At 66.7% G+C, this 19,595-nt stretch carries 21 protein-coding genes and 1 tRNA gene; 11 read left to right on the top strand and 11 right to left on the bottom strand.

Translation table 11 applies throughout. The features are described from left to right. Positions 1-145 precede the first annotated feature (145 nt). The gene (bamE, locus tag J0J01_RS17075; RefSeq protein WP_296382674.1) at positions 146-622 is read right to left on the bottom strand and encodes an outer membrane protein assembly factor BamE; all 477 of its coding nucleotides are present in this window, start codon (positions 620-622) and stop codon (positions 146-148) included. 100 nt (positions 623-722) lie between these two features. Here bamE and J0J01_RS17070 point away from each other — a divergent pair, with 100 nt between their 5' ends. The 8 genes from J0J01_RS17070 to J0J01_RS17035 all read left to right on the top strand — a co-directional run bounded on the left by J0J01_RS17070 (position 723) and on the right by J0J01_RS17035 (position 5,650). Further along, positions 723-1,214 (top strand): ubiquinol-cytochrome C chaperone family protein, encoded by a 492-nt coding sequence (locus J0J01_RS17070; protein ID WP_296382672.1) that lies wholly within the window; start codon positions 723-725, stop codon positions 1,212-1,214. Positions 1,215-1,232: 18 nt separating this feature from the next. Next, entirely contained in the window at positions 1,233-1,808 is a 576-nt protein-coding gene (locus tag J0J01_RS17065; protein WP_296382670.1) for a DUF177 domain-containing protein, read from the top strand. 108 nt (positions 1,809-1,916) lie between these two features. Beyond that, positions 1,917-2,108: a 50S ribosomal protein L32 gene (gene rpmF, locus J0J01_RS17060; RefSeq protein ID WP_296382668.1), complete on the top strand. Its 192-nt coding sequence runs from the start codon at positions 1,917-1,919 to the stop codon at positions 2,106-2,108. 45 nt (positions 2,109-2,153) lie between these two features. Next, positions 2,154-3,230 carry a phosphate acyltransferase PlsX gene (gene plsX, locus J0J01_RS17055; RefSeq protein WP_296382666.1) on the top strand — a complete coding sequence of 359 codons (1,077 nt, stop codon included), beginning with the start codon at positions 2,154-2,156 and terminating at the stop codon, positions 3,228-3,230. After that, positions 3,227-4,198 (top strand): beta-ketoacyl-ACP synthase III, encoded by a 972-nt coding sequence (locus J0J01_RS17050; protein WP_296382664.1) that lies wholly within the window; start codon positions 3,227-3,229, stop codon positions 4,196-4,198. Before plsX ends, J0J01_RS17050 begins: the two co-directional genes overlap by 4 nt. Before the next feature lie 105 nt (positions 4,199-4,303). Continuing rightward, positions 4,304-4,627: an integration host factor subunit alpha gene (locus tag J0J01_RS17045; RefSeq protein WP_296382661.1), complete on the top strand. Its 324-nt coding sequence runs from the start codon at positions 4,304-4,306 to the stop codon at positions 4,625-4,627. 15 nt (positions 4,628-4,642) lie between these two features. Next, positions 4,643-5,167, top strand: coding sequence for a MerR family transcriptional regulator (locus tag J0J01_RS17040; protein WP_296382659.1), 525 nt, complete (start codon positions 4,643-4,645; stop codon positions 5,165-5,167). 216 nt (positions 5,168-5,383) lie between these two features. Continuing rightward, a complete protein-coding gene (locus tag J0J01_RS17035; RefSeq protein ID WP_296382657.1) occupies positions 5,384-5,650 on the top strand; it encodes a hypothetical protein in 267 nt (88 codons plus the stop codon). Here J0J01_RS17035 and J0J01_RS17030 read toward each other — a convergent pair. Both J0J01_RS17030 and J0J01_RS17025 read right to left on the bottom strand, forming a co-directional pair. After that, complete coding sequence (locus J0J01_RS17030) at positions 5,613-6,821, bottom strand: TCR/Tet family MFS transporter (protein ID WP_296382656.1); 1,209 nt, start codon at positions 6,819-6,821, stop codon at positions 5,613-5,615. The two genes, J0J01_RS17035 and J0J01_RS17030, sit on opposite strands and share 38 nt — an antisense overlap. A 25-nt stretch (positions 6,822-6,846) precedes the next feature. Next, a tRNA-Pro gene (locus tag J0J01_RS17025) sits at positions 6,847-6,923 on the bottom strand. 84 nt (positions 6,924-7,007) lie between these two features. Between J0J01_RS17025 and J0J01_RS17020 the strand changes: the two genes are divergently transcribed. Beyond that, positions 7,008-8,213 carry an MFS transporter gene (locus J0J01_RS17020; protein WP_296382654.1) on the top strand — a complete coding sequence of 402 codons (1,206 nt, stop codon included), beginning with the start codon at positions 7,008-7,010 and terminating at the stop codon, positions 8,211-8,213. Between the two features lie 3 nt (positions 8,214-8,216). On the opposite strand, the gene J0J01_RS17015 is transcribed toward J0J01_RS17020, so the two are convergent. The 7 genes from J0J01_RS17015 to J0J01_RS16985 are packed head-to-tail and all read right to left on the bottom strand — an operon-like array spanning position 8,217 to position 15,917. Next, positions 8,217-8,828 carry a glutathione S-transferase family protein gene (locus J0J01_RS17015; RefSeq protein ID WP_296382653.1) on the bottom strand — a complete coding sequence of 204 codons (612 nt, stop codon included), beginning with the start codon at positions 8,826-8,828 and terminating at the stop codon, positions 8,217-8,219. Between the two features lie 18 nt (positions 8,829-8,846). Continuing rightward, on the bottom strand, positions 8,847-10,181 hold the full coding sequence (locus tag J0J01_RS17010) for a Rieske 2Fe-2S domain-containing protein (protein ID WP_296382679.1): 1,335 nt from the start codon (positions 10,179-10,181) through the stop codon (positions 8,847-8,849). Continuing rightward, positions 10,181-11,515, bottom strand: coding sequence for a Rieske 2Fe-2S domain-containing protein (locus J0J01_RS17005; RefSeq protein ID WP_296382651.1), 1,335 nt, complete (start codon positions 11,513-11,515; stop codon positions 10,181-10,183). The genes J0J01_RS17010 and J0J01_RS17005 overlap by 1 nt, the downstream gene beginning before the upstream one ends. A 17-nt stretch (positions 11,516-11,532) precedes the next feature. Continuing rightward, positions 11,533-12,834 (bottom strand): O-acetylhomoserine aminocarboxypropyltransferase, encoded by a 1,302-nt coding sequence (locus tag J0J01_RS17000; protein WP_296382649.1) that lies wholly within the window; start codon positions 12,832-12,834, stop codon positions 11,533-11,535. Beyond that, positions 12,831-13,895, bottom strand: coding sequence for a lactonase family protein (locus tag J0J01_RS16995; protein WP_296382647.1), 1,065 nt, complete (start codon positions 13,893-13,895; stop codon positions 12,831-12,833). Before J0J01_RS16995 ends, J0J01_RS17000 begins: the two co-directional genes overlap by 4 nt. After that, positions 13,892-15,256 (bottom strand): HAMP domain-containing sensor histidine kinase, encoded by a 1,365-nt coding sequence (locus J0J01_RS16990; protein WP_296382645.1) that lies wholly within the window; start codon positions 15,254-15,256, stop codon positions 13,892-13,894. The genes J0J01_RS16995 and J0J01_RS16990 overlap by 4 nt, the downstream gene beginning before the upstream one ends. Beyond that, positions 15,243-15,917, bottom strand: a complete 675-nt coding sequence (locus J0J01_RS16985) for a winged helix-turn-helix domain-containing protein (protein WP_296382644.1) — start codon at positions 15,915-15,917, stop codon at positions 15,243-15,245. Before J0J01_RS16985 ends, J0J01_RS16990 begins: the two co-directional genes overlap by 14 nt. 97 nt (positions 15,918-16,014) lie before the next feature. Between J0J01_RS16985 and J0J01_RS16980 the strand changes: the two genes are divergently transcribed. Continuing rightward, the gene (locus J0J01_RS16980) at positions 16,015-17,526 is read left to right on the top strand and encodes a DegQ family serine endoprotease (RefSeq protein WP_296382642.1); all 1,512 of its coding nucleotides are present in this window, start codon (positions 16,015-16,017) and stop codon (positions 17,524-17,526) included. 171 nt (positions 17,527-17,697) lie between these two features. Beyond that, entirely contained in the window at positions 17,698-18,462 is a 765-nt protein-coding gene (locus tag J0J01_RS16975; protein WP_296382641.1) for a phage Gp37/Gp68 family protein, read from the top strand. A 57-nt stretch (positions 18,463-18,519) separates the two neighbouring features. Here J0J01_RS16975 and J0J01_RS16970 read toward each other — a convergent pair whose 3' ends face one another. Next, a complete protein-coding gene (locus J0J01_RS16970) occupies positions 18,520-19,524 on the bottom strand; it encodes an LLM class flavin-dependent oxidoreductase (protein ID WP_296382639.1) in 1,005 nt (334 codons plus the stop codon). Positions 19,525-19,595: the final 71 nt, after the last annotated feature.

Below are 19,595 nucleotides of genomic sequence, written 5' to 3'. Positions count from 1 at the left end.
GTCGCTGACAGCTCCAGCCGCGTCACCTCGATCTTGAGCCCCATGCTGTCCTCCGCCGCAATACGCCGACCGGAGACACAGAATCGAACATTGCAGCGAAGGGAAACTCAAATCTCGCAAGAGTCAGGATTTTCGTCGGCTGGTATTAGATGCCGCCCGTCGGTGCACCCGGGTTGGTGTCCTGGCGCGGGCCGCTGAAGCGGCCGACGTTGCCCATGATCTGCTCGAGCACGGTGAGCTCCTTGCCGGCGGTCGGCGTGACGCGCGACACCATCTGGATGTCCTTGCCGTCGCTCAGGTCGTACTTTTTCATCGATTGCAGGCGGCCGGACTCGTTGAAGCTGAGCTGCAGCACGTTCTGCTCGAGCATCACGGGCTTCACGAAGGCCCAGGTCTCCTGCTTCTGGCTGATGTAGTACCAGGTGTTCGGGTTGAAGGTGGCGACCGAGGAGGGCGAGCCGATCAGGCGGATGACGTCCTCGCGGCTCTGGGTGCCGATCTCGAGCTTCTCGACCGAGCCCGGGGTGGCGGCGAAGCCGCGCTGGTCGACGATCGTCTCGCAGGCGGTCAAAAGGGGCAGGGAAAAGATGCTTGCGAGGACGAGCGGGACGGTGCGACGCATGGACGGTTTTCTTCGATCCGGGAATGAGAGGGCGCTCAACATGTCGCGGCGCCGACCGGGGGTCAACCGGGCCGGATGCCGCCGGGAAGAGGAGTAGCTCTTGTTTCGCCGCCAGCCTGCCGACGACTTCACCAACCTGCTCTACAACCGCACCGCCGAGCGGGCGCGCGCGGCTGAGCTGTTCGAGGCGTGCGGTATCCCCGACACGCTCGACGGCCGGTTCGACGCCTTGGCGCTGTACGCTGCGCTGGTGATCGATCGCCTGCAGCGCGAGCCCGACGGCGAAACGCTGGCGCAGGCCTTCTTCGATGCCATGTTCCGCCATCTCGATCTCACCTTGCGCGAGATCGGCGTGCAGGATCTTGGCGTCGGCCGGCGCATCAAGATCATGGCCGAAGGCTTCCACGGTCGGGCGCTGGCCTATCGTGAGGCCCTGGGCAATGGTCCAACGTCTCTGGCGGAGGTCTTGCGCCGCAACGCTTATGGCGGTAGGCCGCCTGCCGACGCGGACATTGTCGCCCGATTGGAAGCCCATGTTCGCACCGAAGTCGACCGGCTCGGCCGGACGGCCCGCAGTGACCTGATAAAGTAGTTGAAGAAAATGGCTCAAGTGGCTCAAAAAGAACATAAATCAGAGATAGAGCGCGTCGTCGACGTGGATCGCACGGGGCCCGGCGGCACGGCCCTGGAAATCAGCGCCAGCGACAGCGAGCGTATAGCCTTGGCCAAGCGCTTCGGCTTCCTCGGGCTGCCGGCCTTTTCCGCCCGGGTGACGGTCGACCGCCGGCCGGGCGATCTGGTCGTCGTGGAGGGCCGGTTGCGCGGCAAGATCGTGCAGGCCTGCATCCTGACACTGGATCCCGTGACCCAGGATCTCGACGAGACCTTCCGCATCGTTTTCAAGCAGGGGCTGGCCGAGGAGAAGGACCCGGAAAGCGGCGAATCGCTGGTCAATCCCCAGTCGGAGGCGCCCGAACCGCTGCCGGGGAATCTGCTCGATGTCGGCGAAATCGTTGCCGAGCAGCTATCACTGGCGGCCGATCCCTATCCGCGCAGGCAGGGCGTCAAGCTCGAGGACGTGCTCCCCAAGCCGCGCAAGGACGGCCGCCATGGCCGCCACGAGCCCCGGCGCCATCCCTTTGCCGGCCTGGCGGCCCTCCGCGACAAGCCGCGCCGCGGCCGGTAAATTGTTGCGGCGCTGTAATGTTTTGGCTAGAGAAGTCGGCCCGCCGCGCCTAGGAAGCGCGGCCTAGCTATTTTGGGGACAGGCTTTGCCGCCCCATTGGAGATCGTCATGGCTGTTCCCAAGAAGAAGGTTTCTAAGTCGCGCCGCAACATGCGCCGGGCCCATCACGCCATCCCGTCGATGGCCCATATCGAGTGCAAGAATTGCGGCGAGCTCAAGCGGCCGCACATGGTCTGCTCGCACTGCGGCTACTATCGCGAGGATATGCCGGTGCTGGCTGACGCATCGGCCGAGAAGTAAGCGTAAACTTGCGCCGGCAATGCGCTGGCTGCGGGTGGTTTTCCGATGAAGGCGGGTAAAGTCGTCCTGGCGCTCGACGGGATGGGCGGGGATCACGCGCCCGACGTCGTGGTCAACGGCGCCGATATCGCCCGTGTCCGCTATCCCGACACGACCTATCTGCTGTTCGGCGATCCGGCCCGGCTGAAGCCGCTGGTCGACAAGCGCAAGGGCCTAGCCACGTCCGTCGAGATCGTCGCTGCGTCCGATGCGGTGAGCGCCGACGACAAGCCGTCCTTCGCGCTGCGCCGTCGCCGCCAGTCGAGCATGTGGCTCGCCTGCCAGGCCGCGGCCGACGGCAATGCCGATTCGGTCGTCTCGGCCGGCAACACCGGCGCGCTGCTCGCGATCTCGATGGTTGCCATGCGCATGCTCGAGGGCGCGCACCGGCCGGCGCTGGCCTCGTTCCTGCCGACCTCGCGCGGCGAGACGGTGATGCTCGATCTCGGCGCCAACCTCGAATGCGACGCCGACAACCTCGCCGAATTCGCGGTGATGGGCAGCGTGTTCGCCCAGGTCCTGCTCGGCCTCGACGCGCCCAAGGTCGGCCTGCTGAACGTCGGGTCGGAGGAGTTGAAGGGCCACGAGGAGTTGCGCCAGGCCGCGGCCTGGCTGCGCCGCGAGGGCTCGCCGGTCAACTTCCACGGCTTCGTCGAGGGCAACGACATCGGCGCCGGCGTGGCCGACGTCGTCGTGACCGACGGCTTCACCGGCAACGTCGCACTGAAGGCGATCGAGGGCACCGCCAAGCTCACCTTCCTGTTCGTGGGCGACGCCTTCCGGACCTCGACCTTCGCCAAGATCGGCTACCTGTTCGCTGCCGGCGCGTGGAAGAAGCTGCGCAAGCGGGTCGATCCGCGGCGCTACAACGGCGGCGTCTTCCTCGGGCTCGACGGCGTCTGCGTCAAGAGCCACGGCGGCACCGACCAGCTCGGCTTCGCCTACGCCATCGGCGTTGCGCGCGACCTGGTGCGCCAGGAGTACAAGAACAAGCTCGTCGAGGGGCTGGCCAAGCTGCGCCAGATCACCTCGGCACCTGACGCCTCCGAGAAGGTGGTCCAGGCAAGCGGAGGAACTGCGTGATCCGTTCGGTCATTCAGGGCTGCGGCGCCTACCTGCCGGAGAAGATCGTCACCAACGCCGAGCTCGCCACGAAGGTCGAAACCTCGGACGAATGGATCCAGCAGCGCACCGGCATCCGCCAGCGCCACATCGCAGCCGACGGCGAGTTCACCTCGCATCTCGCGACCAAGGCCGCGCAGCGTGCGCTCGACGCGTCGGGCGTGAAGGCCTCCGACCTCGACCTGATCGTGCTCGCCACCGCGACACCGGACGAGACCTTCCCGGCGACCGCGACGCGGGTGCAGGCGGCGCTCGGCATGACGCGCGGCTCGGCATTCGACGTCCAGGCGGTGTGCGCCGGATTCATCTACTCCCTGTCGGTCGCCGACAGCATGATCAAGAACGGCATCGCCTCGACCGCGCTGGTGATCGGTGCCGAAACCTTCTCGCGCATCCTCGACTGGAACGACCGCGGCACCTGTGTGCTGTTCGGCGATGGCGCCGGCGCCGTCGTGCTGAAGGCCGAGCAGGGGCAGGGCACGTCGCACGATCGCGGCATCCTCGCCCATGCGCTGCATTCCGACGGCCGCCAGCACGACATCCTCTACGTCGATGGCGGGCCGTCTTCGACCCGCACCACCGGCTACCTGCGCATGGAAGGCAAGGAGGTCTTCAAGCACGCCGTCGTCAACATGGCGGCGGTGGTGGGCGAGGTGCTCGAGAAGGCGGGCCTGACGCCCGCGGACATCGACTGGCTGGTGCCGCACCAGGCCAACAAACGGATCATCGACGGCACCGGCCGCAAGCTCGGCCTGCCGCCGGGGCGGGTTGTCTTGACTGTGGATAAACACGCCAACACGTCGGCTGCCTCTATCCCATTGGCCCTGGAATCGGCGGTCAGCGACGGCCGGATCAAGCGCGGGGACCTCCTGCTTTTGGAGGGAATCGGCGGCGGATTGGCCTGGGGAGCCTCTCTCGTCCGCTGGTAGCAAAGGTTCCCTGATACAAAATTTAGGGAAATCCTCTATCCCACTGATATTGACCGTTTTCCCCTCTGAGACTACATATGAGGCCGGGGGAAGGAAGGGTGCCGGATGGAAGGCCGGACAATCACGCGAGCTGATCTCAGCGAGTCAGTGTTCCAGGAAGTGGGGCTGTCGCGCAACGAGTCCAGCGACCTTGTCGAGACGATTCTAGCTGAAGTCGTCGAGGCTTTGGCTCGTGGGGAATCCGTAAAGATCTCGTCTTTCGGGAGCTTTACAGTCCGCGACAAGGGACAGCGTATCGGCCGAAATCCAAAGACGGGACAGGAAGTGCCAATCCTGCCCCGGCGCGTCCTTGTCTTCCGAGCGTCCAATGTCCTGAAGTCTTTGATCAACGGGACGGCGGATGAAACTGGCAAGGGTTCGTTGGGGTGACGTGGGGGATTGGACATGGCTGTAGCAGCACAGGCCGTCGACCGGCGCGTTGTAGAGAAATCGGCCCAGGCGTTCCGCACCATCAGCGAGGTTGCGGCCGAGCTGGACGTGCCGCAGCACGTTCTGCGGTTCTGGGAAAGCAAGTTCAGCCAGGTGCGCCCGCTCAAGCGCGGCGGCGGCCGGCGCTATTATCGGCCGGAGGATATAGACCTCCTGCGCCGCATCCGCTCGCTGCTCTATGAAGACGGCTACACGATCAAGGGTGTGCAGCGCCTGCTGAAGGAGGGCCGGGGGCGCCTGCCGCAGCAGCGCGTCGACCTCGCCGAAAGCGCGCTCGAGAGCCTGCGCATCGTGTCGGCCCGCGCCGAGGCGATGGCCGGCGGCCAGCGACCGATGCCGCGCACCGGCCCGCAGCCGGCGACCAACACGCCGCGCGCGGCGATGCTCGACCTGCACAAGCGCCGCGAGATCGAGACCGTGCTGGAGGACCTCGAGCAGGCACTCACCCAGCTGCGCACGACGCTGAAGCAGCAAAACTAGACAGCGACAAATTTACTCTCACCCAACGAGTGGGAGCCCGCGACTCTAGGCGGTACCAGATCAGGTGGTTATTGGAGAATAATCCAATAACCACCTGATTCTTCTTGGGTTTTTGACGAATCAGCGTATCCTAATCTTGAGGGGTTTATGCAACTAGGCAACGTCAAGGGGGACGCCGCCGTGTTTGCCGATCAGGAAAAAGCGCGAGTCGCGTCTGTGGCAGCGCTTTCTGCGCTAAACGACAACGATCTCGTCGAGAGTCAGCCATCGCTGCCTGAGCTGTTCTATCTGCGCCGCGGGCTGAGCCAGCCCGGCGGCAAGCTGCCGCTGTTCGATCTGGACGGCCAGGCGATCGCGCCCGAGGTGGTGCAGGCCTGTCGCGACAAGGGCTGGGCCGAGCCGTGGTTCAACAACCCGCTGAAGCCGGACTGGCTGGTCTGCAAGCTCACCGAGGCGGGGCGGCGGCTGGCGGCGTCCGCGTAGCCCACGCCGCGACGCCCAAGGCAGCCAGCAGGATCAGCGCCGACAGGTCGAACGCGGCCCCCGGCAGCGACGTCAGCATCAGCGAGAACGAAGCGGCGAACAATCCCGGTCCGAGCAGGCCGGCGACGCTGGTAAGTGAGGTATTGGCGCCCTGCAACTGACCTTGCTCGGACAGGTCGACCAGCCGGCTCATCAGGCCGAGGATCGCCGGCCCCGCCAGCCCCCACAGCGACATCACCGGCACACCGATCAGGAACAAGGGACCGGTCGGCGCGAGTCCATAGATCGCCATACCTGCCGCGCCGCAGAACAGGCCGATCAGCAGGGTGCGCCGCTCGCCCAGCCGCGCCACGACCGGCCCGACCAGCACGCCTTGGACGACTGCCGAGCAGACGCCGACCAGGGCAAGCGTCAGCCCGACATGGGTTTCGCCCCAGCCGTAGCGGTAGCCCATGTAGAGCACGGTCACAGACGGCAGAACCTGGTGCGCAAGCTGCCCGAGGAAGTTGACCGTCGACAGACCGAACAGCTCGCGATGCGTCGCCAGCAGGCGGAACGCGCCGACCGGATTGGCTCGCTTCCATTCGAAGGCCATGCGGCGCTCCGGCGGTAGCGATTCGGGCAGGATGAACCAGCCGAAGCCGGCATTGACCAGGCAGGCCGCGGCCGCCACCCAGAACGGCAGGCGGGGTTCGATGCCGCCCAGCAGGCCGCCCAGCGCCGGGCCGACGACGAAGCCCAGGCCGAACGCCACGCCGACCAGGCCGAAGGCGCGGGCGCGGTCCTTCTCGGGCGTGACGTCGGCGATGTAAGCGAAGCCGGTGCCGATGGTGGCCGAGGTGATGCCGGAGATGAGGCGGCCCACGAACAGCAGGGTGAGCGAGGGCGCCACGGCCATGAACACGTAGTCGAGGCCGAGGCCCAGGCAGGAGATCAGGATCACCGGCCGGCGGCCGTAGCGGTCGCTCAGCACGCCGAGCAGCGGCGAGAAGAAGAACTGCATCACCGCCCAGACGGTCGAGAACAGGCCGAGTATCTGGGCCGCGCTCGCGGTGTCGCCGCCCGCGAAGTCGAGCACGATCCGCGGCAGCACCGGGATCATCAGCCCGAGCGGCAGCACGTCCAGCGTCACGGTGCAGAAGATCAGGGCCGTGGCGCGGCGGACGTTCATTGGAACTTATGGGAGGGGATAGAAATGGTCGGGGCGACAGGATTTGAACCTGCGACCCCCAGTCCCCCAGACTGATGCGCTACCAGGCTGCGCTACGCCCCGACCAGAAAGGCGCGTGTAGCGCGAATGGCAGCGATACCGCAAGCCGCCTTGGCGGCGCATCTGGGGGAAGCCTATACACGCGCCATGAAGACTGCCGCCGCCCGCGTCCTGTTATTTTCCTCGATCGGCCACGCGCTGATGCACCTGATGACGGCGTTCTACGCCGTTATCGTGCTGACCCTGGCCGCGGTCTGGCAGCTGCCGGTCGAACGCCTGCTCGAGCTTTATGCCCCGGCGACGGTGCTGCTGGGCATCATGTCCCTGCCGGCCGGCTGGGCCTCCGACAAGTTCGGCGCCCCGGTCATGATGGTGGTGATGTTCGTCGGCATGGGCCTGTCGTCGATCGCCTGCGGCCTGGTGCCGACCGGCGACACCCTGGCCCTGTCGATCACCCTCTGCGGCATCGGTGCCTTCGGCGCGATCTACCATTCGGTCGGCATCGGCTGGGTGATCCGCACGGCCAAGGAGCAGGGCCACGCCATGGGCGTGAACGGCCTGTGGGGCAGCGCGGGCCTGGCGCTCTACGGCGTGGTGCCGGGCGTGCTGATCACGCTCGCCTCGTGGCGCGCCGCCTTCATCGTGCCGGGCGTGGTCTGCCTGGTCATGGGCGCGATCGTCGCCTGGCAGATGGCGACCAAGCGCATCGGCGACCGGCCGATGCCGGCGACGCCGGGTATCAAGGCCGGCCGCGCGGAATTCTGGCGGGTCTTCTCGGTGCTCTCGGTCACCATGGCGCTGGAGGGCGTGATCTGGCAGGCGGTGATGTTCGGCTCGGCCCTGGTGTTCGAGACGCGCTTCCAGGCGACCTCGGTGCTGTGGCTCGGCCTCGCGACCTCGATGATCTACGTTATCTCGGGCTTCGCCCAGTACGGTCTCGGCCGGCGCATCATCGACCGCTATCCGCTGAAGAACACCTACGTGATCGCCTCGGCGCTGCAAGTCGTGGCGATGCTGGGATTGGCAATGGGCAACGGCTACATGGCGCTCGCCGGCGCGATCTTCTCCGCGGTGCTGAGCGCCGCCGCCGGCCCGGTCGAGAACATCCTGATCGCACGCTACACGCCCAGCAAATATCATGGACTGGGCTTCGGCGCGAAGTTCGTAGTGGCGTTCGGCGCCAGCCCGCTCGCCATCCTGCTGATCGCCCGCGTGCGCGAGGCGACCGGCACTCTCGATCTGCTGTTCCTCGGCCTTGCCGGGGCATCGGTGGTGATCACCGCGGTGGCGCTGCTGCTGCCGACCGAGCGCAGCATGCCAATCGCTGCGCCCGTGCCGCAGCCTGCCGAATAGCAGCTACTTGGTGGCCTTCGCCGCCTTGTAGGCCGGCCGCGACAGGCAGCGGTCGAGCCACGCCCCGGTCTTGGGGAAGGGCTTGAAGTCGTACTTGATCGGCTTGGCCCAGCTGCAGATCGAGGCGAGATTCAGGTCGGCGACCGTGAAGCTCGAGCCCAGCAGATAGTCCTGGTTCTCGAGGGCGGCGTTCAGCACGGCGAACGGCTTGGGCAGCGTCTTCTGCGCCTCGGCGACCACCTCCGGCTTGCGCTTGTCGGGGGCGGTCATGAACATGTCGATCAGGATGGTGAGCAGGGGCTTCTCGACCTCGGTCATGCCCCAGAAGCTCCACTGATAGCAGAGCGCCTGCTCCTCGGGGCTGTCGGGCCACAGGCCGTCCTTGTTGAAGCGCTTGGCGAGGTAGAGATTGATCGCCATCGATTCGAACAGCTTGAAGTCGCCGTCGACCAGTGCCGGCACCTTGCCGTTGGGATTGACCTTCAGATAGTCGGGCTGCTTGAGCTCCTTCATCTCCATCGGCACGTGCTCGAACGGGATGCCGAGCTCATGCGCGATCCACAGCGCGCGGGCGGCGCGCGAGGCGACAGGTCCATAGATCTTGATGGTCGTCACGACGGTTCTCCCAAACCCTTAGTCACCGAGCCCATGCTCGTTTCCCACGTAGCCGTGGCGATGGCCGAACCGCTCGGTCATCACCGTGGCCAGATCCTTCTCGGGGCCGGCGATCCAGCCGCCGGCCCGCACAGCATAGCGGCTTGCGGCGCCCGGCGCCTTCGGTGCGGTGCCAGAGGATAGCGCCCGCGCAGCCCCCATGACCATTTTCCGGAACTCGACGATGCCGACATCGGTCGGGCCGAGATGCTCGCGGGTGCGGTCCTGGATCGGGCCCTGGCTGTCCTGGATGGCGGCATCCTGCTCGCTCACGCCCATGATGCCGGTGAAGCTCTCGGTTTTCTGCTTCTCGCGGTCGAGCCTGTAGTCGTTGCGGATGTTGCGGACGGGCATGTAGCCGTCGTCGACCTCGGCATGCAGGCTGAGGCCGTTGGCGTACTTCTCGCGCTCGGAGTTGGTGAACGGCCGGTCGGGCAGCCAGCTATAAGTGTAGATCCAGCAGTTCACGTCGTCGACCGGCACCCAGCACTGGCCGTGATAGACGTCGCCGGGGAAGGCGACCGGCACCAGCGCGTGGTTGGGCATCAGGAACTGCGAGATGCGCCAGTACCTGTCGGCCGAATCGGTCTTGCGTGCCGCGCCGATCACCAGCCCGGTGTCGTGGCCGGCGATGGCGAACTTGGGCCGCGGGTCGTCCATCACCCAGCGGATGCGGTCCTGCAGCTCCTGGCCGGCGCCGATGGCCGAGGTGGTGCGGAAGATCTCGAGCCTGGTCTTCTCGTCCTGGGTCGGCACCTTGTGCAGGAATGAGAAGTGCGCAGTGTCGATCGCGCCTTCGAGGCTCTGCACCCAGTTGCAGTCCTGCCACTTCTTGGAAACGAAGCGGTTCGACGCGGGCACCAGCCCGAGCTCGAGCTGCGGCAGCTCCGGCACATGCTCCTTGGGGCCCATGTAGACCCAGACCATGTCTGCCCATTCCCGTACCGGATAGGCCTGCAGGTGGATCGTGTTCTTGTAGGACGACTCGGGCGGCGAAGTCGGCAGGTCGACGCAGTTGCCCTCGACGTCGAACTTCCAGCCATGGAAGGCGCAGCGCAGGCCGCACTCCTCGTTGCGGCCGTAGTAGAGATTGGCGCCGCGATGCGGGCAGTGCGGCTCGACGATGCCGACGCCGCCTTCTGTGTCGCGGAAGGCGAGCAGGTCCTCGCCCATGATCCGGATCTTCTGCGGCGGTCCGTCGCGTTCCAGTTCCTCGGAGAGCAGGGCGGGCATCCAGAACCGGCGCAGCAAGTCGCCCATCGGCGTGTCCTTGCCGGCGCGGGTGAGGAACTCGTTGTCGGCCTTGCTCAGCATCACTCACCCAAGCCGTACTGGTTGCCGACATAGCCGCGAGTGTGGCCGAAGCGCGCCGTCATCACCGCGTCGAGGTTCTTGTCCGGCGCGGCGACGGCACCGCCCGCGCGCACCGCATATCGCCGCGGCGAGCCGGCAGCCTTGGGCTCGTCGCCCGTCTGCAGCGCGCGCGCCGCGCTCATCAGCAGCTTGCGGAACTCCACGATCGCCACGTCGGTCGGGCCGAGATGCTCTTTCGTACGGTCCTGGATCGGGCCCATGCTGTCCTGGATCGCGGCGTCCTGCTCGCTGACGCCGACGATGCCGGTGAAGCTCTCGTCCTTCTGCGCCTGGCGGTCGAGCCGGTAGTCGTTGCCCGGGTTCCGGAGCGGTACGTAGGCGTCGTCGACTTCGGCATGGACGTTGAAGCCTGAATCGAACTTGGCACGTTCGGTATTGCTGAACGGCCGGTCGGGCTGCCAGCAGTAGGTGTAGATCCAGCACGACCCGTCATCGACCGGCACCCAGCACTGACCGTAGTAGATCTCGCCCGGGAACGCCGTCGGCGTGTAGGCGTGGTTGGGCATCAGGAACTGCGAGATGCGCCAATAGAGGTCGGGCCCATCGGTCTTGCGCGCCGCGCCGATCAGCAGGCCGGCGTCGTGGCCGTGCACCGTGAACTTGGGCCGCGGATCGTTGTGGATCCAGCGGATGCGGTCGTCGGGCGTCGATTGGTCGGCGATCGCGGCCTTGGCCAGGGCGGCGCGCGCCTTGGCCTCGTCCTTGGCCAGCACCGCATGCAGGAAGGAGAAGTGTGCGGTATCGAGCGCGCCCTCGACGCTCTGCACCCAGTTGCAGTCCTGCCACTTCTTGGTCACATAGCGGCTCGACACCGGCACCAGCCCAAGTTCGAGCTGCGGCAGCTCCGGCACCTTGTCCTTCGGACCCATGTAGACCCAGACGATGTCGGCCCATTCGCGCACCGGATAGGCCAGCAGCTTGATGGTGTCCTTGTAGGAGGACTCCGGCGGCGAGGTCGGGAGATCGACGCAGTTGCCGTCGACATCGAACTTCCAGCCGTGGAAGGCGCAGCGGATGCCGCATTCCTCGTTGCGGCCGTAGTAGAGGCCGGCGCCGCGATGCGGGCAGTGCGGCTCGACGATGCCGATGCGGCCATTGGTGTCGCGGAACGCCAGCAGGTCCTCGCCCAGCAGCTTGATCTTCTTGGGCGGGCCGTCGCGTTCGGGCAGTTCCTCGGACAACAGCGCCGGCATCCAGAAACGGCGCAGCAGGTCGCCCATCGGCGTGCCCAGGCCAGTGTGGGTCAGGAACTCGTTGTCCGCCTTGCTCAGCATGCTCCGTCCCTTGGCTGCTAGGCCGTCGCTTTGGCCAAAGCTTGCTCCAAGTCGGCGATGATGTCCTCCACCGTTTCGATGCCTATCGACAGGCGGATCACGTCCGGACCGGCGCCGGCCGCCACCCGCTGCTCGTCGCTGAGCTGGCGATGGGTAGTCGAGGCGGGATGGATGATCAGGCTCTTGGCATCGCCGATGTTGGCGAGGTGGGAGAAGAGATCGACGCTGTCGACCACCTTCATGCCGACCTCGTAGCCACCCTTGACGCCGAAGGTGAAGATCGAGCCTGCGCCCTTGGGCAGGTATTTCCTCGCCAGCGCATGGTACTTGTTCGAGAGCAGGCCGGCGTAGTTGACCCACGCCACCGCCGGATGGTTCTCGAGCCACTCGGCGACCTTCTGCGCATTGGCGCAATGCCGCTCCATGCGCAGACCGAGCGTCTCCATGCCGAGCATGGTGAGCCAGGAATTCATCGGCGCCTGGCTGGGGCCAAGGTCGCGCAAGCCCACCGCATGGCTGTGGAAGGTGTAGGCCATGTCGCCGAACGTCTCGAAGAAGTTGAGGCCGTGATAGGCGGGCTCGGGCCCGGCGAGGCTCGGGAACTTGCCGCCCCCATCCTTACCTTTGACGGCCCAGTCGAACTTGCCCGAATCGACGACCGCGCCGCCCATTGAAGTACCGGTGCCGCTCAGGAACTTCGTGGTCGAATGGATCACCAGGGTCGCGCCGTAATCGATCGGCTTGCACAGCCACGGCGTCGCCAGCGTGTTATCGACCACCAGCGGCACGCCCGCCTCGTCGGCGATCTTCGCGATCGCCTCGAGGTCGCTGATCACGCCGCCGGGATTGGCGAGGCTCTCGATGAAGAAGGCCTTGGTCTTGTCGTTGACGGCGCGCTTGAAGTTGTCGGGCACGTCGGCATCGACGATGTTCGCCTTCCAGCCGAACTTCGGATAGGTGTTCCGCATCTGCTGCAGCGAGCCGCCGTAGAGGCGCGAGGAGGCGACGATCTCGTCGCCGGGCTTCATCAACGGGAACAGCGCCAGCACCTGGGCGGCGTGGCCGGACGAGGTCACGGTGCAGCCGCGGCCGCCTTCCAGCGTCGCCAGCCGCGTCTCGAGCGCGGCATTGGTCGGGTTGGTCAGCCGCGAGTAGATGAAGCCCACGGTCTGCAGGTTGAACAGCGCCGCGGCGTGGTCGGCATCGTCGAAGGCGTAGGCCGTCGTCTGGTAGATCGGCAGCGCCCGCGCGCCGGTCGCCGGGTCGGGGCCCGCCCCGGCATGGATCGACAGCGTCTCGAAGCCGTAGGTCTTGCTCATGCGCGCGCTCCACTGAAGACGATGCAGGCAGGGCTCGGGACCTTCACCCTGATCGAGGTCGGTGACAGTTTGCCGTCGCGTTCCTTGCGATAGCCGACGATCGAGTGGCCGCCCTGGTTGGCGATGTAGAGGAAGCGCTCGTCGCGACCGAAGCAGAAGAAGCGCGGCACGCTGCCCTTGGTCGGCACCCATTGGCGCGGCGTCAGCGTACCCTTGGCCGGATCGATGCCAAACACGCCGACGCTGTCGTGGCCGCGGTTGGAGAGGTAGACGTTGCGGCCCGCGCGGTCGACCCAGATCTCGGCGCCGGTGCTGTAGCCCGTGAACTCCGGCGGCGTGGACGGCAGGGTCTGAAGCGGTGTGAGCCGGCCGCTCGTGCGGTCCTGGCGATAGGTCGTGACCGTCGAATCGAGCTCGTTGATCACGTAGGCCAGCGCCTTGCGCGGATGGAAGTCGATGTGACGCGGCGCGGCGCCCGGACGGGCCGCCACCTCGCTGACGTGGACGGCGAGGCAGCGCCTGGGATCGATCCGGTAGGTGATGACGCTGTCGGCGCCCTTGTTGGGCACGTAGAAGAAGCGGCCCTGGCGGTCGAGCGGATTGTGATGCGGCCGCACGTTCTTTTGTTCGGCGCGGTGCGGGCCCAGCGTGCCCTTGATCGTCGTCAGGGTCGGGTAGGGGCCGAGCGTGCCGTCATCCTTGACCGGGAACACCGCGATCGAATCGGTGCCGTAGTTGGTGACGAACAGGAACTTGCCGGTCGCGTCGAGCGCGAGGTGGATCGGATTGTAGCCGCCGGTCGGCTGGCGGCCGATCACCGTGAGATGGCCGGTCTTCCGGTCGATCGCAAACGCCGTCACATCACTACGATCGCCGTGGACCGAATAGAGGAAGCGGCTCGTCTTGTCGATCGCCAGGAACGACGGGTTCTCCAGCCCGCCGAGCAGCTGCACGTGCTTGAACGCGCCGCTGCGCGGGTCGACTCGATAGACGTTGATGCCCTTGCCTTCACCCTTGCGCTCCGGCGTGGTGTAGCAGCCGACATAGGCGAACAGGCTCATCGATGTCCTCCAAGAACCACGGCAAGGCCGGGCTTGCGGTCTTCCAATCGCAGCGACAGACCATGCAATGACGCGATCGCCTTGACCAGCGCGAGGCCGAGACCGCTGCCTTTCGTGGTGCGGCTGCGGTCGAGGCGATAGAAGCGGTCGAGCACCTTGTCTCGCTCGGCTTCGGGAATGCCCGGACCGTCGTCGGCGACCTCGGCCTCGAAGCCGGTCGGCGCGATCCGCAAGGCCATCCGCACCGTGCTGCCGGCCGTCGTATGGGTTAGCGCATTCTCGACCAGGTTGGAGAAGAGCTGGGCGAGGAGCTGGCGGTCGCCGGTGATCGACACGCCGTCGGCGATATCGAACACGAGCTTGTGCTGCGAGTCCTCGGCCGACGGTCCGTAGGCCTCGGCGATGCTGCGCATCAGCGCCGAGAGATCGATGGAAGTAAAGCCGCTCTTCTGCGCACCGGCCTCGATCTGGGCGATGCGCAGCAGGGCGGAGAAGATCTCGAGCAGGCTGTCGGCCTCGCCGAGCGCTCCTTCGGTGGCGGCCTGGTATTCGGCGGTAGTGGTCGCATGCTCGCGCGCATCTTCCAGCCGCTGGCGCAGCCGCCCGAGCGGCGTGCGCAGATCGTGGGCGATGTCGCTGCTGACCTGGCGCAGGCCGTCCAGCAGTTGCTGGATGCGGTCGAGCATCGCGTTCAGCCCGAGCACGAGCTGGTCGATCTCGTCGCTGGTGCCGCGCACCGGGATGCGGGCCGAAAGATCGCCCTCCATGATGGCGCGGCTGGTGCGACCGATCATGTCGATGCGGCGGACGAAGCGACCGCCGACCAGCACGCCGGTGGCGATCGCCAGCAGGAGCGTCAGCCCGCCGGCCCAGATGAAGGCGCGCACGATCGCGTGCTGCATGTCGATCAGGCGGTTGGCGTCCTGCGCCACCAGGATGAAGGTGCCGTCGGGCAGAGTGAGGCCATAGCCGGTGAGCTTGGCGCGGCCATCGTCCGGTTCGTTGTTGTTGTCCCGTTCGCGGACGAAATCGACCACGCCCTCGACCGGCGGCATGCCCGGCAGGTTGCCGACCACGACCTGCTGCGTGCGCGCCTGCACGAGGTAGTAGATCGGCCCGCGCGTGCGGAAGCTCATGCGCCGCGTCACCTGCTCGGCGAGCGCCAGCAGGCCGTAGCGGCTGTAGATGTCGCCGAGCTGGAACGCCTCCGAGCGCAGCACCGCGCGCATGTCGTTCTGCAGCGCTGCCGTCGCGATCACGAACACCGTGGCGAGCAGCACGCCGGCCGAGACCACGAACAGGCCGGCGTAGACCAGCGTCAGCTTGAACGCCGCCGAGCGGAGGATCCTAGTCAGACGCACGAATCACATACCCGGCGCCGCGAACCGTGTGCAGCAATGGCTTGTCGAAACCCTTGTCGATCTTGGCGCGCAGCCGCGAGATGTGGGTCTCGACGATGTTGGTCTTGGGATCGAAATGGAAGTCCCAGACCTTCTCCAGCAGCATGGTGCGGGTGACGATCTCGCCGGCGTGCCGCATCAGGTACTCGAGGATCTTGAACTCCTGCGCCAGCAGCTCGAGCCGCTTGCCGCCGCGCGTCACGGTACGCGCCAGCAGGTCGATCTCGAGGTCGCCGACCCTGAGCGCCGTGGTCGTCACGATCGGCGGCCGGCGGGCGAGGGCGCTGACCCGGGCGAGCAACTCGGCGAAGGCGAAGGGCTTTGTCAGATAGTCGTCACCCCCCGCCTCGAGGCCGGCGACGCGGTCGTCGACGCCGCCCATGGTGGTCAGGAACAGGACAGGCGTCCTGGTCCCGGCGCCGCGTGCAGCCTTGACCAGCGACAGGCCGTCCATCTTCGGCAGGTTACGATCGACGATCATCACGTCATAGGGCTCGCCGGTTGCCATGTAGAGGCCGTCGCGGCCGTTGTCGGTCTTGTCGACCACGTGGCCATGCTCGCGCAGGCCCTTGGCGATGTAATCGGCGGTTTGCCTATCGTCTTCAACCAAAAGGATTTTCACGGCCCCAACTATACAAACATTCAATGTTGCGGCCATCGGGGCGCCATCGAGCCCCTCCCATATTCCCCCTGCGAGCAAACCTGGAGGCTCACGCCAAATGACCAAGACCAAGTCCCGTATCCTTGCCGCCCTGGCGCTGACCACAGCGCTGACGGCGCCCGTTCTCATCGTCCCGGTACTCGGCGCCCCTCCGGCGATCGCCGGCGAGGCGACGCCGCACGACTTCTCGGAGCTCGCCTCCAAGGTGACTCCGGCCGTCGTGAACGTCCAGGTCACCATGAAGACCGGCGCCTCGGACGACGAGGAGACCCAGATGTCCGACCGCGGCACCCAGCAGCAGCTGGAAGAGTTCATGCGCCAGTTCGCCGAGCGCTTCGGCCAGCAAGGCCAGGGCCAGACCCCGCGCCAGCAGCGCCCGCATCCCAAGGCGCAGGCCGTCGGCACCGGCTTCATCATCGATCCGTCCGGCATCATCGTGACCAACTTCCACGTCGCCGGTAAGGCCGATTCGATCACCGTCACCCTGCAGGACGGCCGCAAGCTGCCGGCCAAGCTGCTGGGCGGCGACGAGAAGACTGACCTCGCCGTTCTGAAGGTGAAGAGCGACAAGGCACTGCCGTATGTCGAGTTCGAGGACGCGAGCAAGGTGAAGGTCGGCCAGCCGGTGATGGCGGTCGGCAACCCGTTCGGCCTGGGCGGCACGGTGACGACCGGCATCGTGTCGGCGCGCGGCCGCGACATCCAGTCGGGCCCGTTCGACGACTACATCCAGACCGACGCCGCGATCAACCGCGGCAACTCCGGCGGCCCGCTGTTCGACATGGACGGCAAGGTCATCGGCATCAACACCGCGATCTTCTCGCCGACCGGCGGCTCGATCGGCCTGGGCTTCGCCATCCCGTCCAGCACCGCCCAGCCGGTGGTCGAGCAGCTCAAGTCTCATGGGCGGGTCGAGCGCGGGCTCCTGGGCGTCCAGATCCAGCCGGTGACGGACGAGATCGCCAGCAGCCTGTCGCTCGGCTCGGCCACGGGTGCCCTGGTGGCGCAGGTCGAGCCCAGCAGCGCCGCGGCCAAGGCCGGCGTGCAGGAGGGCGACATCATCAAGAGCGTCGACGGCAAGGATATCCCGACCGTCCGCGACCTGACCCGCACCATCGCCGGCTTCACGCCGGGCAGCACGGTCAAGCTCGGCCTGGTGCGCGACGGCAAGGAGCAGACGGTGAGCGCCAAGCTCGGCGACTACTCCAAGGTGGGCAAGCAGGCCAAGGCGACCGACGAGGACCAGGGCAAGGGTGACGAGGGCAAGATGCAGCCCGGCTCGTTCGGGTTCTCCCTGGCGCCGCTGTCGCCCGAGGCGCGCCAGCAGCTCGGCCTGAAGGACAACGTCAAGGGGGCGCTGATCGCCGCCGTCGAGTCGGGCAGCCCGGCCGAGGATCAGGGCCTGCGTGCCGGCGACGTCATCCAGCAGGTCGGCCGCGAGCCGGTCGACGGCCCGAAGGACGCCGCCGCCAAGCTCAAGGACGCCAAGGACGGCAAGAAGCCCGTCCTGATGAAGGTGTATCGTGAGGGTGCAACCCGTTTCGTCGCTGTATCTCCCCGGGCGAGCTGAAACGGATACCTCTCGACGGAGCCGGCGCTGGTCCCCCAGCGCCGGCTTTGCCGCGTCTGGGGCCGAAACTTCCCATCAACATGGGAAGCCTCCGATGCCGATGGCAGGGCGTTTTCTCGCGAATCCTGGCGTGACACCCCCGCCCCCCGGAGGTGTTAGGATACCGCGCCCATGGCCGAGCAGACCAAGATCGAATGGGTCGACCACACCTTCAACCCGTGGATCGGCTGCACGCGCGTCAGCCCGGCCTGCGACAACTGCTATGCCGCCGCGATGTCCCACCGCCGCAAGTGGGCGCGCTTCGAGCCGCGGGCACCACGCCGGCGGACGGCGCCCGGGAACTGGCAGCAGCCGCTGCGCTGGAACCGCAAGGCCGAGGCGGCCGGCCGCCGCGCCAAGGTGTTCGGCCCAAGCCTGGCCGATCCGTTCGATGCGGAAGTCTCGCCGGAATGGCGCGAGGACTATCTGCGCCTGATCAAGGCGACGCCCAATCTCGACTGGATCCTGCTGACCAAGCGACCTTTGGTGGCGCGCAAGTTCTTCGCCAACCGCAAGGTGCCGGACAATCTCTGGCCCGGCATCACGGCCGAGAACCAGGCCATGCTCGACCTGCGCGCGCCGCACCTGCTGGCGATCGCTGCCCGGGTGCATGTCGTCTCCGCTGAGCCGCTGCTCGAGGCGCTGGAACTGGACCGCTACCTGCCCGGCATCGACTGGGTCATCGCCGGCGGCGAGAGTGGGCCGCGGGCAAGGCCGTCCAACCCCGACTGGTTCCGCTCCCTGCGGGCGCAATGCGCTGCGGCCGGCGTGCCGATGTTCTTCAAGCAATGGGGCGAGCACGGCCAGGATATGCGCAAGGTCGGTCGCCGCCTGGCGGGCAAGCTTCTCGACGGCGAGGCGCTTCGCGACGCGCCGGTGCTGTCATCCCGAGCGTAGCGAGGGATCTTTCCTGTGGCTCAAAGATCCCTCAGCCTTTGGCCTCGGGATGACAAGTCAGAGCGCCGGCATCACTTCCTTGGCGAACAGCTCGAGCGAACGCTTGGACTCCTCGAACGACAGGTCGCCGAAGGCCATGCGGCACAGGCAGTAGTTGATACCGGCGATGTCGTTGTCGCGTTTCATGCGCTCGCGCACGGTCGAGGCAGAGCCTGCGATGATGTAACCCTGGTCGAGCGCGTCCTCGAACTTCTCAGGAATAAGCTGGCGCGGAAGGCCGACGCCGTGGGCGCGCCAGAGATGGATCAGCGCGTCGTACCATAACAGGAAAGCGCGCTTGGCGGCGCCCTGTGCCTCCTTGTCGGTGTCGCCGACCAGGACGTGGCGGCTGAGGCCGATCAGCGGCATCTCGGCCTCGGGGCGGCCGAGCGCCTTCCAGGCGGCGCGGTAGCGGGCGGCGAACTGGCCGACGCCCTCGGCCTTCATGCCGACCACGGTGTTGCAGGCCTGCCTGGCCAGCCGATCGGCACTCTCCAGCGAGTTGGCGCCGTACCAGAGCGGCGGATGGGGCCGCTGCATCGGCCGCATTTCCATCGGCACATCCTTGAAGGTGAAGTACTTGCCGGCATGGTCGAGCCGCTTCTGCGTCAGGCCCTTCAGGATCACCTCGAGCGCCTCAGCGAAGCGCTCCGGCCCGGTCGCCGGATCGACGCCGTAGTAGCCGACCTCATAAGGCGAGATGCCGCGGCCGATCCCGAGCTCCAGCCGCCCGCCGCTCAACTGGTCGAGCATGCAGATCTCGTCGATCAGCCTGAGCGGGTGATAGAGGTTCACCGTGTAGACCAACGGCCCGAAGCGCAGCGTCTTGGTCCGCTGCGCGACAGCGGCGAGGAACACGCTGGGCGAGGGCGCCATGCCGAGCGGCGTCGCATGGTGCTCGGCGATGTGATAGGCGTGGAAGCTCGCGCGCTCGTAGAGCTCGATCAATCGGAGCCGGTCGTCGAACTGCCGATGCAAGTCGCCGCCGGCGCGGTCCATATGGTCGAAGACACCGAATTTCATGGTCTTGTCATCCTGAGCGAAGCGAAGGATCTCATGGCGTTGCGAGCGGCGATGAGGTCCTTCGCTGCGCT

Source organism: Reyranella sp. (assembly GCF_017305915.1).
Classification (GTDB): domain Bacteria; phylum Pseudomonadota; class Alphaproteobacteria; order Reyranellales; family Reyranellaceae; genus Reyranella.
The sequence above is the reverse complement of the archived record's forward strand: the minus strand, read 5'-3'. Positions and strand labels throughout refer to the sequence as shown.

Bases quoted from the DNA above. Each gene is read 5' to 3' on its own strand.
- bamE (WP_296382674.1), bottom strand. From the start codon at position 622: ATGCGTCGCACCGTCCCGCTCGTCCTCGCAAGCATCTTTTCCCTGCCC.
- rpmF (WP_296382668.1), top strand. From the start codon at position 1,917: ATGGCTGTTCCCAAGAAGAAGGTTTCTAAGTCGCGCCGCAACATGCGC.
- plsX (WP_296382666.1), top strand. From the start codon at position 2,154: ATGAAGGCGGGTAAAGTCGTCCTGGCGCTCGACGGGATGGGCGGGGAT.
- J0J01_RS17045 (WP_296382661.1), top strand. From the start codon at position 4,304: ATGGAAGGCCGGACAATCACGCGAGCTGATCTCAGCGAGTCAGTGTTC.
- J0J01_RS17040 (WP_296382659.1), top strand. From the start codon at position 4,643: ATGGCTGTAGCAGCACAGGCCGTCGACCGGCGCGTTGTAGAGAAATCG.
- J0J01_RS17030 (WP_296382656.1), bottom strand. From the start codon at position 6,821: ATGAACGTCCGCCGCGCCACGGCCCTGATCTTCTGCACCGTGACGCTG.
- J0J01_RS17020 (WP_296382654.1), top strand. From the start codon at position 7,008: ATGAAGACTGCCGCCGCCCGCGTCCTGTTATTTTCCTCGATCGGCCAC.
- J0J01_RS17010 (WP_296382679.1), bottom strand. From the start codon at position 10,181: ATGCTGAGCAAGGCCGACAACGAGTTCCTCACCCGCGCCGGCAAGGAC.
- J0J01_RS17005 (WP_296382651.1), bottom strand. From the start codon at position 11,515: ATGCTGAGCAAGGCGGACAACGAGTTCCTGACCCACACTGGCCTGGGC.
- J0J01_RS17000 (WP_296382649.1), bottom strand. From the start codon at position 12,834: ATGAGCAAGACCTACGGCTTCGAGACGCTGTCGATCCATGCCGGGGCG.
- J0J01_RS16995 (WP_296382647.1), bottom strand. From the start codon at position 13,895: ATGAGCCTGTTCGCCTATGTCGGCTGCTACACCACGCCGGAGCGCAAG.
- J0J01_RS16980 (WP_296382642.1), top strand. From the start codon at position 16,015: ATGACCAAGACCAAGTCCCGTATCCTTGCCGCCCTGGCGCTGACCACA.
- J0J01_RS16975 (WP_296382641.1), top strand. From the start codon at position 17,698: ATGGCCGAGCAGACCAAGATCGAATGGGTCGACCACACCTTCAACCCG.
- J0J01_RS16970 (WP_296382639.1), bottom strand. From the start codon at position 19,524: ATGAAATTCGGTGTCTTCGACCATATGGACCGCGCCGGCGGCGACTTG.